The organism is Dellaglioa sp. CoH-55-MRSF-6, from assembly GCF_056782215.1.
Genome location: NZ_JBXAYJ010000002.1, coordinates 256,014 through 272,148 on the forward strand (window position 1 = coordinate 256,014; position 16,135 = coordinate 272,148).

The following is a 16,135-nucleotide window of genomic DNA, read 5'->3' on the forward strand; positions in this document are numbered from 1 at the left end:
TCTAATCTCCTTGAATATCTTTTCGTACTTCTATTGCTTTTGCAGGAAAATCTGTAAAAATGGCATCATATTTCTTTTTAAAACAATAAGTCATATCCTTAACTGAATTAACTGTCCAAGGGCGAATCAGTAGCTTTGGCCAAAATAAGCCATGTCGTTCTCTCAGCCAGGTCACATCAGGGTGTAAGCTAGTGATTAAATGATGCTTAGCCAATTGACGCGACTCTTTAATTTTAAATTGGAATAAACTCGCGAATTCTGCATCAGGATTAATTTTTTGCATTCTACGAATTGAGTTTGGATTAAAACTAGAATACAAAAGATGAATATCTGATGGTAATTGTTCCATTTGTTTATTTACAAGTTCTTCTATACCTTGGTATTCTATATGATTCGTTTTTAATTCTAAATTAAAAGTGCCTTTAAAGTTGTTATCTTTTAACAACTCAATTACTTCTTTTAATGTTGGAATTTGTTCACCTTGATAGTCAGAACTGAATTTAATTCCTGCATCTGCTTTTTTTAATTCCGCTAGTGTCAGATTTACTACCTTACCTGTTAAATTTGTGGTCCTATCAATTTTTTCATCATGCATAATGATTAGTTCACCATCTTTAGACAACTGAACATCAGTCTCAATGCCGTCGGCTCCTGCATCTATTGCGGCCTGAAAACTAACTAACGTATTTTCTGGTCTGGTTCCCTTACTTCCGCGATGCGCATAAATTTTGGTCTGCATATACAAGTCACCCCTAACTTTCAAAAATTATTATATCATTAATCGTAAAATAGCGGTGCTTTTAGTGGCAATTTTAGATTGAATAAGTCATAATAAAGATGTCAAATGAATAAGGAGGTCTACATAATGAAAAACTTTTCAAAAGGTTTCTTAGTCGGAACTGCTGCAACTGTAGGCGCATTAGTTGGTAGCGTCTTTGCCTTTAAAAAAACTGTTGTTGCACCCATCGAAGAAAAAGAACAAATGATTGAAGAAAACCGTAAACGTGCAACACGTAAGAGCCGTTCATCACACCATTCATAAACTAATAAAAGCATTGAAGAATTTTCATTCCTCAATGCTTTTTCTTTTTAGCGTTTTTTTGTTCTACCATCCCATTTTGAAAAACCTGTTTTCAAAATAGTAATATCTGTATAGCCTTGTTTGTGTAATTTATAGGCTGCTCGAGTACTAATCGATTTACCTTGGTCATATAAGTAAAGAGGTAAATCTTTTCTTAAACCACCAATCGCTGTTTTAAATTGAGAATAGGGAATATTTCTTGCTCCCATAATATGAGAAGCATCAAATTCACTTTTTTCACGTAAATCAACAACTTGCGCCTTACGCATACCTTCATTAAATTCTTCATTTGTTACTAATTTAGCTGCACGGCGACCCATATACCAAAGATAAAATTGGTTACCAGCTAACCCAACTAAAATAATAATCAAAATGATATTAATTATTAAACTAACCTTTACTGCTCCTAAAATCATACTAGTTCTCCCCTCAATTATTATTTAATAAACTGACGAGCAAGTGAAGCGGCACCAATAACGCCAGCTTCATTTCCTAATTGTGCTAATTTTAATGATGTTGATGAACGAACTGTTGGGAATGAAAATTGTTTAAAGTATTTAGTAACTTGATCTAATAGGAACGTTCCAGCAGCAGAAACACCGCCACCGATAACAATATATGCTGGATTTAACATATTACCTAAGTTACCACAAGCTAGTCCAAGATAATACGATACCTTATCAACGACCATTTTACCTAAAACATCATTCTCTTTAGCTAAATCAAAAACTAATTTAGATGTAATTTCTTGTCCGTCATCTAACATTTCTTTTAATTTTGATTGGCCAGCAAACTCTTCAGCCATATCACGAGCTACACGTACAACACCAGTAGCTGAAGCATATTGTTCTAAACAACCATGCTTACCACAAGTACACATGTAGCCATTAGGTTCAACTGTAATATGTCCAACTTCGCCACCAGCACCAGCAACACCATGTAATAATGCACCGTTAGCGATAATACCGCCACCAACACCAGTTCCAAGCGTGATGAAGGCAACTTCATCATCATTTTCGCCAGCGCCTTTCCAACGTTCACCTAAAGCAGCAACGTTGGCGTCATTATCAATAGCAAATGGAATTTGTGTACCGGATTCAATATCTGCTTGAACATTTTGCAATGTTTTCCAGTTCAAATTATATGCACCAATAACAGTTCCATCTGCACGATTTACTGTACCTGGTGAGCCCATACCAATTCCAACGAATTGATCAGCAGTCATATCAAATAGTCTGATATGGTGATTAATTGAAGCAATGATATCTGGCACAATATGTGAGCCTTCATCAAGAACGTTTGTTTCAATACTCCATTTTTGTTGAATATCGCCTGTTTCAGTTAAAATAGCGAATTTAACTGTTGTGCCACCTAAGTCGACACCAATTAATTTTTTTTCAATTACCATTATTCAAATTCCTCCACTTACACTCTCAATTATTTTGTTCTTCAACTCGATGTTCATGAGATAGTACAATTTTAGCTCTAGCATAGATTTTGTCATCAATCACTCCTGATCGATGTAAATTATCTAATTCCAATGCCATTAATTCAATATCCCACATACGTTTACCAACATAAACGTACACACCAAATTGTTTCAATAGTTGTTGGACATCATACAAATTTTTCAATTAACGGTCACCACCTTAAACTAGATACTATTAGAAATTCCAATTTTAATCAGAATTAAATTGATAATAATTAAAATAACGAATGCAGCTATCTGTTTAATATGACTGATTCGTGCCAATCTTGGTGCGCCTACAGTCGTTGCGATTAAGAATCCAGATAAAATACCGCCAATATGAGCTGCATTATCTGTACTTGACGACATAAACCCAAACGCAAGATTTAACACAATGAATAGTAAAAATTGCTGCGACATTTGTCTAAAATAGGCACTTTTTCTAAAATTATCACCTAACATTAGGAATGCCCCAAATAAACCAAAAATAGCACCACTAGCGCCTGCCGAAATAGTATCTGGACTGAACGTGAAACTTGCAATATTGCCAGCAATTCCAGCAAGCAAATAAATGCCTGTAAAACGCCAATGACCAAATAACATCTCAATTTGGATACCAATAAAATACAATGTAACCATATTAAGGACAATATGTTCAAATCCAATATGTAAAAATATGGGATTAAATAATCGCCACCACTCGCCGTCCATGATCAGTGGATTATATTTAGCGCCAAATTCAATTAATACATTTGTGTCTTGACTACCACCAGCAAGTGTCATTGCGATGAAAACAATTGCTGATAATCCAATAAAAAAGTACGTCATAAATGGTGTATTTTTGTATTTTGCCAAATTCATAGATAGCTCCTTATTTCATATAAAAATTTACAAAATAACGTTTACAAGATTTTATTTCAACTAGTATAAAAGTTATTTAAAACAAAAAAACAACAGGAAAATTCCCGTTGTTATTTTGTTTCGCGATGTAAAGTAACCTTACGATCACGTGGGCAAAATTTATTAAGCTCAACACGATCTGGATTATTACGTTTGTTTTTACTTGATAGGTATGTCCGTTCATGACATTCCGTACATTCTAATGTAATGTGTACACGCATGGTTGCAACCCTCCATATATTTCTTCATAATTTCATAAGACAATTAGTCTTTAACGTCTTATATAATATCATTATTAATAAGTAAACGCTAGTGTTTTTTTTTATTTGTTAAGGAAATTTACTTTACAGCAATAAAATCAGGTATTAGATGACTTATTTCCTTAATATTATTTATCAGATTCAACAGTTTTCCAAAATGCTGAATAAATTGAAACTGCTGCCTGACCATTCACAGCACTACCTGTATTATTAGCCATTCCAGGGAAAACGAGTGCAACGACCACTTTAGGCTTGTTAGAAGGTGCATATGAAGCCAAACTAAGTGCTTCAGTTTCAGATGTTCCATAGAATGTTTGAGCAGTACCTGTTTTAGCTGAAATTGATGGTGTTACATCACTCATCGCATTCCCAGTTCTCAATGAACTTGATCCATGAACAACCTTATAAAATCCTGATTGAACAACATCAAATTCTGATTTTGTTGCGTTAACTGTACTTAAAATATTAGGTGTCATTTCAGTTTGAACAGAACCTAAAGAACCATCCTCATTTGTTGAACGAATCGCTTTTACAATTTGTGGTTGTAATCTTGTACCACCATTAGCCATCGTTGACATGTATTGCGCTAATTGAATAGTTGTATATGAATCATAATTTCCGAAAGATAAATCAAGTGCTTTACCAATATTTGTTTGGTTAGCTACACCCTCAAAACCAGTTGACTCACCAGGTAAATCAACACCTGTTTTGATACCAAGTCCGAATTGATTAAAGTAACCACGCATTTTGGGGAAAATTGAATTCGACATATCCAGTGAAGAACCACTTGAATATTTGAATCCGCCTTCTCTCATTGCTAACTGCATCATGTACGAGTTAGAAGAAACCATTAATGCATCAGAAGCTGTTAACGCAACGTTAGCTGAACCAGATGTATTAAACCATGATGACTTAGGAGCTGTCCCAGCAAGCTTAATAGGTTCATCAGTTATGGTATTGCTAGTTGGTGTAATTGCCCCATCCATCATAGCTCCCATAACCGTAGCACCTTTTACAACAGAACCCATGGTAAATACTTGATTAATCGACCCTAAAGCATCATCCGTAATCTTACCTGTTTTAATATTTCGATTAACACCGGCCATTGCATAAACGGCACCTGTATTTGGGTTCATGACAACTGCGTAGGCCCCTGGATTATAAGGATTGCTTCCAGCAATTGATTTCACACTATCGTTCATAATCTTTTGAACTTGAGCTTGGAATTTAGCGTTAATATTTAAGACGAGATTATCACCTTTTTTACCACTATATTCTTGTACTTGTTTTACTATTTTACTATTAGCCACTTCAACCTTAGTTTGTGACTTTGTTCCTTTTAAAACATCTTCATATTGTTTTTCTAAATAACTCTGACCAACACTATCATTTCGTGAATAACCTTCAGTCATTAACGTTTCCACGCTATCACTAGGTAGCCCAGTAGCTTCACTAGTGACATTTCCGATGATACTGTTCATACTTTTACCATTTGGGTAACTTCGTGACCAGTTAGTTCCTATTTTAATCCCATTCATCCCTGATAAATGTTCACCTACTTCAGCCATCTCCTTATCGGAAACATCAGAGGTTTTTAAGTAAACAGTTGATAATGAATAAGCACCCGTCATTTTCCCAAAAACAGTAGCAGCTTCTTTTTCTTCATCAGTTAATGAATCAATGTTATTTTTAACAGCATATGCTACTGTCAATGTATTAAAATCAGTAGTTGATAATTTGTTTAACTCAGCAGATGTTAAATTTTTTTCTTTTTTTACAGCAGCAGTGACAGCTTTTAAATGCCCCTTATCCGCTAAGTAGTAATCAGCAGCATTGCGGTCTGTTAATTTACTCGTATCAATACTGACATAGGTTACTAAGTTATTAGCTATCTTATATAAATCAGGCGATAGGATACCTGATCCTTTTGTATAAGTAATTGCTCGAGAAGAATTATTACCAACTAGAACCTTACCTGTTGAGTCATAAACCATCCCACGCTGTACATTCTTAGTTTCTGTTGTCGTATCCGTACTATTAACTGTCGCTTCAAATGAAGCTCCGTTTAAAATTTGTAAATAGGCTAACTGCGCCAGTAATGCTGCAAAAAGTAGGAAAACAATAAAAAACAGGAAATTTAATCTAAATGGAATATGTGATTTATTTTGTTTGCTTCGACCTTGTTTTGTTTTTGGAAGTTTCACGTTTAATTACCTCTCACTGTATCATTATTAGTCTTTTAATTCGTATAAATATATCATTTACCATATTACCACATTTTTAAGATTCATTGGCCCAATAAACAGGCTAACAATTTATATTATAATAAAAACTTTAATAATCAGATTAAATATATTTTTATCTGCTGCTGATTTATGCGGTAAAGTCCCAAATATGCTATTCTTATTACCATACATTAATAGTCAGAGAGGTTTTAAAATGGTTAAGCTTAAAAATTATCTTAAAAAGAATCATGTACTCCTTCTAAGTTTCCTTATTCCTTTATTCATTATGCTTTGTTACTTTATTGGCCGCAAAATGTATCCTTTTGGGAATAGTTCTCTATTAACTGTTGATTTAGGTCAGCAATATATTGATTTTTTCTCTTATTTTAGAGCCACACTTCTCCATCATCCTACTAGTTTTTTCTATTCATTTTCACAAGCAATTGGTGGTGATATGTTAGGTGAGTGGGCATACTACTTAATGAGTCCTTTTAATCTTATTTTCTTAGTATTTCCAGGAAAATCAATTTTAGCGGGTGTTATGGTAGTCACCCTTTTAAAATATGCCTTATCAGGCCTTACGTTCGGTTTATTATTAAAGAAAACAACAAGAATGACTTCACTTTATATCCCATTATTTGCCACAGCGTATGCGCTAATGGGTTGGACGATTGCTAACCAACTTAATTTATTATGGTTAGACGCTGTTATTCTATTACCTTTAGTTATTTTAGGCTTTGAAAAATTACAGTTGAATTCAAAAAGTTGGGCTTATACTTGGTGGCTTGCGTTACTTTTAATCGTTAACTATTATATGGGTTATATGGTCTGTCTTTTTATGATTTTATATTTCTTATATACAACAAGTCGTGTATCTCTATCAGTTAAACAATTTTTTAAAAAATCATGGATTTTCATCTATAAATCTCTAGTTTCTGTAGCAATTTCAGCAATTATCCTCTTTCCAACTCTATTCTCATTGCTTTCAAGTAAGGGAGAATACACGGAAGAATCTATTAAAGCAAAAATTGAATATAATCCTTTAGCGATGCTTTCAAAATTTGTGATTGGTTCATTCAATTTTGATCAAATGCCTTCTGGTTTCCCTAATATTTTTGTAGGGAGTTTGGCTTTAATTGGTTTTATCTTATATTTCATGAATAACCGTTTTTCAATTAAAGAACGGGTTGTCTCTTTTTTAATCACAAGTTTCTTGATCCTATCGATGTGCTTTGAACCTTTAGATTTACTATGGCACGGAATGCAATTTCCAGTTTGGTATCCTTATCGTTTTTCATTTGTATTTTGCTTTTGGATTATCCTTTTAGCTGCTCAACAATTTGAGTACTTTAATCCTATAAAATTCTGGAAATTGAGTATTGTAGGTCTTTTATTCATCGGAATGTTTACGTACTTATTTATATCAAAAGAATCTTATAGTTATTTATCTGATGAAACTTTATTCCTATCAATTTTATTTATTCTTTTAACGTTAATTTTAATTCAGTTCCAAGATCATGCATCACCTTCATTCAAATGGTTGTTATTTGCAAGTGTAATAGCTGAGATGTCATGTAACGCTGTTTATTCATTAGATAACATTAGTTATTTATCTACAAGTGAATACGACGTGTCAACGACTGCCCTAGCAACTGAAAGTAAATCGTTAAAAAAAATTGATAATTCTTTCTATCGTGTCGCACAAACATACAGTCGGACTAAAAATGATGCCATGTCAGCTGATTTTTTCAGCGGTTCCCATTTTAGTTCTGCTTTTTCAAAATCAATCCCAACTTTTTACGGTAAGATAGGACAACCTGATGGTGATAATTATGTCACTTACTCAAATGGTACCTTGGTAACAGATGCCCTATTAAATATGAAGTACGTTTTTACACCAAAACAATTACGGACTTCTAAGGCATTGGACACACAGTTAGAAACATTGACACCACTAACTGAAAAACCTGATACAGCTTACTATAGACCTGTCTCAAATAACTCGTTAACTGAAACGGTTAAAAATCCGTATGCTTTATCAATTGGCTATGCAGCAAATGATACTATATTGACAAACAAGAATAAAACAACTAACCCATTAAGATATCAGTCTGATTGGTTATCTGCTCTAACCGGTATTAATAACGATGCTTTATTTACACCAATTAATTTTAATACTGTCAATTTTGATAACGTTGGTTCACAAATTAATTTAACAAATTCTATTCTAACAAAAACGAAACTAAATAAATCTGGACTAGTCACTTTCACATACACACCAACAACAAACGATGCTTATTATTTAACCTTAGGTTCAGGATTAAGTACTGATAATGTTTTATTTAAATTAAATGGTCACGAATTAAAACAATATAAAACGTATCGAAATACAGTTGTTGTTAATATTGCATCCAATAATAAAGGTAAAAAAATAGTTCTGACAGCTAAATTAAAGAAAAGAACCCTTTTCTTAGAAAACTTTACGCTTTATCAAATGAATGTTAATTCATTTAAATCCCAAATTAAGCAACTAAAATCTAGTGAATTAAACGTTACAAAATACAATCAACATTCAATCACAGGTTCAATATCAGTTAAACGTAATCATCAAGTCGTCTTTACAACGATTCCATACAGTAAAGGTTGGCATGTTAAAGTTGATGGTAAATCCGTAGCAACTAATAAATCATTGAATACTTTTCTCAGCTTTAAAGTTGCTAAGGGAAATCATACCGTTAAACTTATCTATTGGCCACCATACATGGGTATTGGTTTGATCGTCTCAATTTTGGCTATTCTCTTGATACTTATTAAGCCAATTATCGTTCACACAAAAAGATTGATTAAATAGTTTTTGTATAATACAAAAGGACAAGATTGCAATATGCAATCTTGTCCTTTTATTTAGTCTTGTTCATTTTTTCATCAAATTCTGTGACAGCTTTTGTTTCACCAATAATCAGTACCTGATCATTTGGTAAAATAATTTGATCTGCTAATGGTGAAATAATCATTTCTTTACCACGTCTAATACTGATTACATTTAAATTAAATGTTGATCTGAAATTTAATTCATCTAATGTCTTATTAACATATCTCGGATCTGTCATATCAATTTCTGCCAATCGGTAATCATCATCTAAATCTAAGTAATCTAACAAATGATTAGAACTTAATGCCCTACCCAACTTGATTCCCATATCTCGTTCAGGATGAACAATATGATCTGCCCCAACCTTTTGGAGTACACGAGCGTGATATTTATTCAATGCTTTAGCCGTTACGACAGGAACACCTAATTCTTTAACCATCAATGTGACTAAGATACTTGCTTGAATATCTTCACCAATTGCGACAATCACATGATCAAAATTACGAATACCGATTGATTTTAAAGCTTCATCATCTTGTGCATCGGCAACAACAGCATGTGTTGCAATATCCATATAATCATTTACACGAGCTTCATCCCTATCAATAACTAAAACTTCTTGCCCATACTCAATCAACGTTTCGCAAACACTCGCACCAAATCGACCTAAACCGATTATTGCAAAATTCTTTTTCAACTTATCTCACCTACTTAATTTAATAAAAAAAGACTAAGTAACAAATGATTTGCAACTTAATCTTTTATATTTAGCTTTTATAAATTATCTTTAACATCGGTAATTTTGACTTCAAAATTACCATTTGGTGTTTCAATTGTTACTGTTTCATTTAATTTATGGCCAACTAATCCTTTAGCGATTGGTGATTCATTTGAAATTTTACCAGACATTGGGTCAGCTTCTGCCGCACCAACAATCGTGTATGTTTCTTCCTCTTCACCAGGTTCCATAAATGAAACTGTTTTACCAACAGAAACTTCGTCAGCATCTACACCAGCGTTATCAATAATTTCTGCATAATGGAGCATATGTTCAATTGTTTTAACTCGGCCTTCAACAAAACTTTGTTCATCTTTAGCTGATTCATATTCTGAATTTTCTGATAAATCGCCATAACTACGTGCAATCTTAATACGATTAATAATTTCTGCACGCGTTTTTGTTTTTAATGTTTCAAGTTCTTCTTCAAGTTTAACTTTACCGTCTACGGTCATTGGATATACTTTATCTTCTGCCATCACTTACTCCTCTTAAAATTAATAAGTTCAATATGCCTATCAGGTTAACATTTAATTTTGTGATTGTAAACCGGTTGCGTGGATTATTGAACATAATCATTATCAGCCTGTGTCATAGGTGAAAATGCTTGGTAATATTCATACGTTTTAGAATATTCTATTTTTTTAGAATTTGAATTGAAAATAAAATAGAAATTACCTTTCTTTCTGTCCAATGGTGTCAAAACAGCCTGGATAGAATCTAAACTAGCATTGTTAAATGGACCAGGTCCATATCCTTTATAAACGTACAAATTATATGGTTTATCCACGTAATAATCAGCTGACGTTAAATCTTTTTGCGGTATATTTAGCGCATAACTAACTGATATTTTTGATTGTAACGTTATTTCTGATGCAATTCGATTGAAATAAACACCGGCAATTTTTTGACGATCTTTATGGTTTTCCGTCTCTTTTTCAACTAATGAAGCGAGAGAAATGACCTCTTGTACTGTTAATTTTTGTTTTTTTATTGTTGCATAATAAGGCGATAATTCATCATTTGCTTTAACAATCATTTGCTCAACAAGATTTTTTAACGTTGTTTTTTTATAAACAGTATACGTAGCTGGGAACAAATAACCTTCTAAAGGATATCTCACGTTTTTAGATGCCATAGTGGTATCTAAAAGATCTGGATATTTTTTATCTAAGTAATCCAAAAAAGTTTTATTTTTCATTAATTTAATAAAATCATTATATGAAAAATTTGTTTCTTTTGAAATGGATTTACCGATTTGGTTAATTGTTGTTCCCTCACCAACTAATACTTTCGCTAATTTATTTTGTATAGGCTCACTACTTCCACCTTGTTGAAGTGTCCAAGCAATTTTATCCAAACTCATAGATGCCTTAAGTTGATAGTAGCCGCCCTTAAATTGTGACACCTTTTTTTGCTTGACATAGTACGTATACACCGTACCACTTTTAATAATTTTATTTTTTTCTAAAATTGTTCCAATTTGTTTTGTACTTGATCCAATTGGAATATAAACTTGTTCAATTTTATTATTATTTTTATCTAGTGGATCTAAAGATGCCTTGATATATCTATAGGTCATAAACAATATTGTCAGTAGTAATATACATAATAATGCAATGACCCCTGCAATAATTTTCTTAGCCTGGTTTTTATTATTCTCTGGCGGTAATTCTGGAGATGTATCATCTTTTTTCATTGTTTAACCTCCTCACGCTTAATAATAAGTATTATTAAGCTGCGTCCTAAATTATCGAATATCAGCCCTAAGCGTCTCTTTTAAAGCTTCGATAACACGGTTAAAATCATTTGTGACATCTTCTTCAACCAAAGTTTTTGTAATATCTTGATAAGTTAACGTATAAGCAAGGGATTTCATGCCATTTTCAATATGAGATCCTTGATAAAGATCAAATAAATGAACATCAATTAAAGACTTTCCACCTTGTTTTTTAATTAACGCTTCAATCTCACTGTTAGCTATATCATTAGCAACTAGGAGGGCCACATCACGAGTAACTGATGGGAATTTAGAAATAGGCGCAAATAATCGGTCTGCTTTTTTCGCATCAACTAATTTTTGAAGATCTAATTCGAAAACGTATGTTTCCTTTAAATTAAATTCTTTAGCTGAATTAGGATGTACTTGGCCGACAAAACCAATTAATTCATCTTTTAAATAGATATCAGCTGTTCGTCCTGGATGCATATCTTCATGACTTTCAGAAGATACATAAGTAACATCATCAACTAATTCTAATTGTGTTAATAATTGTTCAACAACACCTTTAATCATGAAGAAATCAACAGGTTGTTTTTCATTTTGCCAATTTGCAAGTTTAAATAATCCTGTCATTGCACCTGCAATATGTTCAATTTCAGTAGGTCGCTCTTCGCCCTCACTGCGGAAAAAGACTCTTCCTTGTTCATAGAAAGCAAGATTGTCAGATTTTCGTGCTTCATTGTACGCTAAATCATCTAATAACCCGCTGATTAAGTTCATTCTTGTTGTTGTTCGTTCTGAGCTCATTGGGAACATTAAATTTGTCGTAAAAACATCTTTTTCTTCAAAAATAAATTTACCAGCTTTTTCTTCCGTTGTTAATCCATAACTAATAACTTCAGATAACCCAGCTGATTCCAAAATATGACGCGCCTGTTTAATCATTTTTTGTTTATAAGTATATTTACCAGGAGTCATTTTGCCAGTTGGTAGTGTAGAAGGAATATTATCGTATCCATAAATACGCGCGATTTCTTCTACTAAATCTGCTTCAATACTAATATCCCAACGTCTTGCAGGAACTTCAACATTTAAAGTACCATCGCGATTTACAACCGTAAATCCTAATTGTTTAAATAATTTAGTGATTTCAGATTCTGATAATTCAGTCCCAAGTACACCATTAATATGTGCCACCGTTGTATCAACAAAAGTTGACTCTGCTTCTAGCTTACTTGCACTTGCCGTACCCGACACAACTGTTCCATCACCTAAATTAGCGATTAACTCTGCTGCTGCATCAAGTGCTTCTTGTACTGTTTCAACGTTAATACCACGTTCAAATCGCATTGAGGCTTCACTATGAATACCATGTGTGCGTGCTGTTTTTCTAACCATTGAATTGTTAAATACTGCAGATTCAATCGCAACTGTCACAGTTTCGTCGGTTATTTGTGTTGATTCGCCACCCATTGTCCCAGCAATAGCAATCGGTGTTTTACCATTTGTAATCACAATATCTTTTTCTTTTAATTCACGTTCTTCGCTATCTAGTGTTGTAATCTTTTCGCCAGCAATAGCTGTTCTTACTAAAATATCTTTACTTCCCAATTTATTATAATCAAAGGCATGTAATGGTTGACCATAATCCATCAATATATAATTGGTCACATCAACGACATTATTAATAGGTCTAACGCCTGCGTTCCAAAGACGAATTTGTAACCACATTGGACTTGCTTTAATTGTTAAATCTTTAATCACGCGCATCGAATATGTGGGTGCTAACGTTTTATCAGGCAACGATAAAGAAATGTAATCTTCAATTTTTTCAGTAGATGTTTCTTTCAATTCTGGATGCTTAAATGTTGCCGGAACATCATAGTCAGCAGATAGTTCATGTGCTACCCCACGCATACTTAACATATCAGCACGATTTGGTGTCACATCAATATCAATAATGTCATCATTCATACCTAAGTAATCAAAGACTGATTCACCAGGAATTGCATTTTCTGGCATTACGTAGATACCTTCTACAAATTCTTTAGGCACGACACTATCTGAAAATCCAATTTCTTGTAATGCACAAATCATACCTTCAGAAGCTTGTCCGCGCATTTTACCACGTTTGATTTTAACATTATCAGCAATTCTAGAATTGGGTAATGCAACAATAACTTTTTGCCCTGCGGCAATATTAGGTGCGCCACAAACGATTTGACTAAGAGATCCTTCACCAACATCAACTTGGCAGATATTTAAATGATCAGAGTCTGGATGTGGTACCAAACTATCAACATATCCAACAACAATTTTTTTAAGTCCTTCAGAAGGACGTTCAACGCTATCAATTTCAACGGCTGTACGAGCTATTTTTTCAGCAATAATTTCAGGTTCAATTTCTAATGTTAAATATTCATTCAACCAATTTTTAGATACTTTCATTATCTCTAACCTCTTTTCGTAAATTGTGACAGGAATCGATTATCGTTTAAATAAAAATGACGAATATCGTCGATACTATATTTAAGCATCGCAAAACGATCTGGTCCTAAACCAAAGGCAAAACCACCGTATACTTCAGGGTCGACACCGGCCATTCTTAATACATTAGGATGTACCATTCCAGCGCCTAAAACTTCTAACCAGCCTGTGTATTTACAGATTGAGCACCCTTTACCCGCACATTTAAAACAGGTCACATCGACTTCAACTGACGGTTCCGTAAATGGGAAGTAACTTGGTCGTAACCGAATTTCTTGTTCTTCTCCAAAAATTGTTTTAGCAATCAGTTCAATCGTTCCCTTTAAGTCTGCCATCGTAATATGTTTGTCGATTACTAACCCTTCGAACTGGTGAAATTGATGTGAATGCGTTGCATCATCTGTATCACGTCGATAAACTTTACCAGGTGAAACCATTTTTAATGGTCCTTTTGAAAAATCATGTGTTTCCATTGTCCTTGCTTGAACGGGTGATGTTTGTGTTCTCATTAATAATTCTTTTGTAATATAAAATGTATCTTGCATATCACGAGCGGGATGATCCGCAGGTAAGTTCAACATTTCAAAATTGTAATGGTCTTCTTCTATTTCTGGACCTGAAACAACTTGATACCCCATACCCAAAAAGAGCTCTTCCAATTCTTCAATCACTTGCATAATAACATGTGGCTGCCCTAATTGAATTTGGGCACCTGGTAGCGTTACATCGATTTTTTCTTTTTCCAACTTTTTAGCAGTCATTTTAATTTCAAGTTCTTCATTTTTCACACGAATAGCTTCAGCTAACTCATTTTTAATGGTATTAGAAAAGCTACCAATTTTAGGTCGTTCTTCGGCTGATAATTCCTTCATACCTCTTAAAACTTCTGTGATTGGTCCTTTTTTTCCAAGTAAATTAACACGAATAGCATTAATTTGTTTTAGATCCTCTGATTCACGAATTTGTTTCAAGCCTTTTTCTTGTAACTCAAGTAATTTCTCTTTTAAATCCATTAATATCGACTCCTTTATTAGTTGTTTTGATAGATTTTAGACACAAAAAGACCCCGTCCTAAAAAGGGACGAGGTCTCGCGGTACCACCCTTGTTTTTGAGAATACAAATTCCCAAACACTCAAAATGATAACGGCCATTAACCGGTTAATTGCATGATTTAAGTTAGCCTACATTAATTAACAGCTCTAGAAGTGAATTCAATATTTTATTTATTGGTTAGTTTCAGTCTAGCTAACCATCCCTTTAAATCCAAGAAAAATATCTACTATTTTCTGTCTAAGCCTTTATTCTATATTCATAGTTTAAAGGTATCAAAGCCTATCGTCAAGTCTTACTCGCAATCTTTAAGTGTATACCACTTTTCTGACCATGTATGGACGCTATCCATCATATTTTTCATGTCTTTTCCTTGTTCAGTAAGCTCATAAAAACTACGACTAGTTTCACCGATGGCGACTCTTGAGATAATATTAGTATCTTCAAGTTCTTTTAAACGTTCAACTAATACACGGTCACTGCATTTATCAACCTTTTGAGCTAATTCTTTAAATCGTTGAGGTCCTTCATCCAATAAAACGTTAATAATTAAACCGTTCCATTTTTTACCTAATATTGAAAAAGTTTTTTCAAATTTAGGACACATTTCATAATTTGTTTTTTCTTGAACAACTTGCATAATTAACCCCTCCTCAGTTACTTTATTACTATATTTTATCATTAACTAACAAAAAGTAAACAAATTGGTTCGTTTTCGAAAAAACAAAAAGGATAAGCCTGTAGGCCTATCCTTTTTAAAACTATTTTAAAATTGCAATTAATTGCTGAAAGCTATGTTTTGATTTATTTTTTAACGGTGATGAAACTTCACTTGTTGCTTCATATTTATCAACCATGGTTACAATATATCCCTCTGGATATTTAGGTGGTGCAACAGTAGCACCCCACATATGTTTCATGATGATATCTTTTTCTAAATCAGATAATGTCGTTAACTTCTCTGCATTTCTAATAGCGATACGCGGATGAATCCAAGCATGTGTACCGCGATCGAATTTAGTTGTACGCCAATCGTAGTAAAATAAATCATGTAATAATCCGGCCCTTGCCGTTGCTTTTGCATTTAAATGTAATCTTTTAGCGATACGATAACTGTCATAGGAAACTGAGATTGAATGTTCTAATCGAGTAGAAAAATGATGTTGTGTATATTCACTTAATCTTTGAACTTCTGGTTTTGCCAAAAGGTCTCCAACATAACTCATATATAATTCATCATCAAGATACGAATCTTTTTTCATATACTAGTACGCCCCCAAAATATTTTTT

16 protein-coding genes, 1 pseudogene and 1 other annotated feature are annotated in these 16,135 nt (G+C 33.3%); of the genes and pseudogenes, 2 read left to right on the forward strand and 15 right to left on the reverse strand.

The window, feature by feature from the left end; genetic code table 11:
• Position 1: 1 nt before the first annotated feature.
• On the reverse strand, positions 2 to 739 hold the full coding sequence (locus tag AC1RPK_RS03070) for a glycerophosphodiester phosphodiesterase (RefSeq protein WP_481761229.1): 738 nt from the start codon (positions 737 to 739) through the stop codon (positions 2 to 4).
• 126 nt (positions 740 to 865) lie between these two features.
• Between AC1RPK_RS03070 and AC1RPK_RS03075 the strand changes: the two genes are divergently transcribed.
• Positions 866 to 1,042: a DUF3042 family protein gene (locus AC1RPK_RS03075; RefSeq protein ID WP_409022655.1), complete on the forward strand. Its 177-nt coding sequence runs from the start codon at positions 866 to 868 to the stop codon at positions 1,040 to 1,042.
• Positions 1,043 to 1,089: 47 nt separating this feature from the next.
• On the opposite strand, the gene AC1RPK_RS03080 is transcribed toward AC1RPK_RS03075, so the two are convergent.
• The 7 genes and pseudogenes from AC1RPK_RS03080 to AC1RPK_RS03110 all read right to left on the reverse strand — a co-directional run.
• Positions 1,090 to 1,497, reverse strand: a complete 408-nt coding sequence (locus AC1RPK_RS03080) for a rhodanese-like domain-containing protein (protein ID WP_481761228.1) — start codon at positions 1,495 to 1,497, stop codon at positions 1,090 to 1,092.
• Positions 1,498 to 1,517: 20 nt separating this feature from the next.
• Entirely contained in the window at positions 1,518 to 2,483 is a 966-nt protein-coding gene (locus AC1RPK_RS03085; RefSeq protein WP_481761402.1) for an ROK family glucokinase, read from the reverse strand.
• A gap of 31 nt (positions 2,484 to 2,514) precedes the next feature.
• Positions 2,515 to 2,715, reverse strand: coding sequence for a YqgQ family protein (locus AC1RPK_RS03090; protein ID WP_409022657.1), 201 nt, complete (start codon positions 2,713 to 2,715; stop codon positions 2,515 to 2,517).
• Positions 2,716 to 2,735: 20 nt separating this feature from the next.
• The gene (locus tag AC1RPK_RS03095) at positions 2,736 to 3,410 is read right to left on the reverse strand and encodes a rhomboid family intramembrane serine protease (protein ID WP_481761227.1); all 675 of its coding nucleotides are present in this window, start codon (positions 3,408 to 3,410) and stop codon (positions 2,736 to 2,738) included.
• Positions 3,411 to 3,520: 110 nt separating this feature from the next.
• The gene (gene rpmG, locus AC1RPK_RS03100) at positions 3,521 to 3,670 is read right to left on the reverse strand and encodes a 50S ribosomal protein L33 (RefSeq protein ID WP_057973409.1); all 150 of its coding nucleotides are present in this window, start codon (positions 3,668 to 3,670) and stop codon (positions 3,521 to 3,523) included.
• A 167-nt stretch (positions 3,671 to 3,837) separates the two neighbouring features.
• Complete coding sequence (locus tag AC1RPK_RS03105; RefSeq protein WP_481762408.1) at positions 3,838 to 4,911, reverse strand: penicillin-binding transpeptidase domain-containing protein; 1,074 nt, start codon at positions 4,909 to 4,911, stop codon at positions 3,838 to 3,840.
• 108 nt (positions 4,912 to 5,019) lie between these two features.
• Positions 5,020 to 5,913: pseudogene (locus AC1RPK_RS03110) on the reverse strand (peptidoglycan D,D-transpeptidase FtsI family protein); the annotation flags it as partial.
• A gap of 235 nt (positions 5,914 to 6,148) precedes the next feature.
• Between AC1RPK_RS03110 and AC1RPK_RS03115 the strand changes: the two are divergent.
• Positions 6,149 to 8,785, forward strand: coding sequence for a YfhO family protein (locus tag AC1RPK_RS03115; protein WP_481761225.1), 2,637 nt, complete (start codon positions 6,149 to 6,151; stop codon positions 8,783 to 8,785).
• A 49-nt stretch (positions 8,786 to 8,834) separates the two neighbouring features.
• Here the strand turns inward: AC1RPK_RS03115 and AC1RPK_RS03120 are convergent, their stop codons facing one another.
• The 7 genes from AC1RPK_RS03120 to AC1RPK_RS03150 form a co-directional block, all read right to left on the reverse strand.
• Positions 8,835 to 9,503: a potassium channel family protein gene (locus AC1RPK_RS03120; RefSeq protein WP_481761224.1), complete on the reverse strand. Its 669-nt coding sequence runs from the start codon at positions 9,501 to 9,503 to the stop codon at positions 8,835 to 8,837.
• A gap of 77 nt (positions 9,504 to 9,580) precedes the next feature.
• Positions 9,581 to 10,063, reverse strand: coding sequence for a transcription elongation factor GreA (gene greA, locus AC1RPK_RS03125; RefSeq protein ID WP_481761223.1), 483 nt, complete (start codon positions 10,061 to 10,063; stop codon positions 9,581 to 9,583).
• An 83-nt stretch (positions 10,064 to 10,146) separates the two neighbouring features.
• On the reverse strand, positions 10,147 to 11,283 hold the full coding sequence (gene mltG / locus AC1RPK_RS03130) for an endolytic transglycosylase MltG (RefSeq protein WP_481761222.1): 1,137 nt from the start codon (positions 11,281 to 11,283) through the stop codon (positions 10,147 to 10,149).
• Positions 11,284 to 11,334: 51 nt separating this feature from the next.
• On the reverse strand, positions 11,335 to 13,755 hold the full coding sequence (pheT, locus tag AC1RPK_RS03135; RefSeq protein ID WP_481761221.1) for a phenylalanine--tRNA ligase subunit beta: 2,421 nt from the start codon (positions 13,753 to 13,755) through the stop codon (positions 11,335 to 11,337).
• 5 nt (positions 13,756 to 13,760) lie between these two features.
• Positions 13,761 to 14,807, reverse strand: coding sequence for a phenylalanine--tRNA ligase subunit alpha (pheS, locus tag AC1RPK_RS03140; RefSeq protein WP_409022664.1), 1,047 nt, complete (start codon positions 14,805 to 14,807; stop codon positions 13,761 to 13,763).
• A gap of 61 nt (positions 14,808 to 14,868) precedes the next feature.
• Positions 14,869 to 15,097 (reverse strand) — a binding site (T-box leader).
• A 43-nt stretch (positions 15,098 to 15,140) separates the two neighbouring features.
• Entirely contained in the window at positions 15,141 to 15,485 is a 345-nt protein-coding gene (locus AC1RPK_RS03145; RefSeq protein WP_481761220.1) for a winged helix-turn-helix transcriptional regulator, read from the reverse strand.
• A 121-nt stretch (positions 15,486 to 15,606) separates the two neighbouring features.
• Positions 15,607 to 16,107 carry an HD domain-containing protein gene (locus AC1RPK_RS03150; protein ID WP_409022666.1) on the reverse strand — a complete coding sequence of 167 codons (501 nt, stop codon included), beginning with the start codon at positions 16,105 to 16,107 and terminating at the stop codon, positions 15,607 to 15,609.
• Positions 16,108 to 16,135: the final 28 nt, after the last annotated feature.

Bases quoted from the DNA above. Each gene is read 5' to 3' on its own strand.
- AC1RPK_RS03070 (WP_481761229.1), bottom strand. From the start codon at position 739: ATGCAGACCAAAATTTATGCGCATCGCGGAAGTAAGGGAACCAGACCA.
- AC1RPK_RS03075 (WP_409022655.1), top strand. From the start codon at position 866: ATGAAAAACTTTTCAAAAGGTTTCTTAGTCGGAACTGCTGCAACTGTA.
- AC1RPK_RS03080 (WP_481761228.1), bottom strand. From the start codon at position 1,497: ATGATTTTAGGAGCAGTAAAGGTTAGTTTAATAATTAATATCATTTTG.
- AC1RPK_RS03095 (WP_481761227.1), bottom strand. From the start codon at position 3,410: ATGAATTTGGCAAAATACAAAAATACACCATTTATGACGTACTTTTTT.
- rpmG (WP_057973409.1), bottom strand. From the start codon at position 3,670: ATGCGTGTACACATTACATTAGAATGTACGGAATGTCATGAACGGACA.
- AC1RPK_RS03105 (WP_481762408.1), bottom strand. From the start codon at position 4,911: ATGAACGATAGTGTGAAATCAATTGCTGGAAGCAATCCTTATAATCCA.
- AC1RPK_RS03115 (WP_481761225.1), top strand. From the start codon at position 6,149: ATGGTTAAGCTTAAAAATTATCTTAAAAAGAATCATGTACTCCTTCTA.
- greA (WP_481761223.1), bottom strand. From the start codon at position 10,063: ATGGCAGAAGATAAAGTATATCCAATGACCGTAGACGGTAAAGTTAAA.
- mltG (WP_481761222.1), bottom strand. From the start codon at position 11,283: ATGAAAAAAGATGATACATCTCCAGAATTACCGCCAGAGAATAATAAA.
- pheT (WP_481761221.1), bottom strand. From the start codon at position 13,755: ATGAAAGTATCTAAAAATTGGTTGAATGAATATTTAACATTAGAAATT.
- pheS (WP_409022664.1), bottom strand. From the start codon at position 14,807: ATGGATTTAAAAGAGAAATTACTTGAGTTACAAGAAAAAGGCTTGAAA.
- AC1RPK_RS03145 (WP_481761220.1), bottom strand. From the start codon at position 15,485: ATGCAAGTTGTTCAAGAAAAAACAAATTATGAAATGTGTCCTAAATTT.
- AC1RPK_RS03150 (WP_409022666.1), bottom strand. From the start codon at position 16,107: ATGAAAAAAGATTCGTATCTTGATGATGAATTATATATGAGTTATGTT.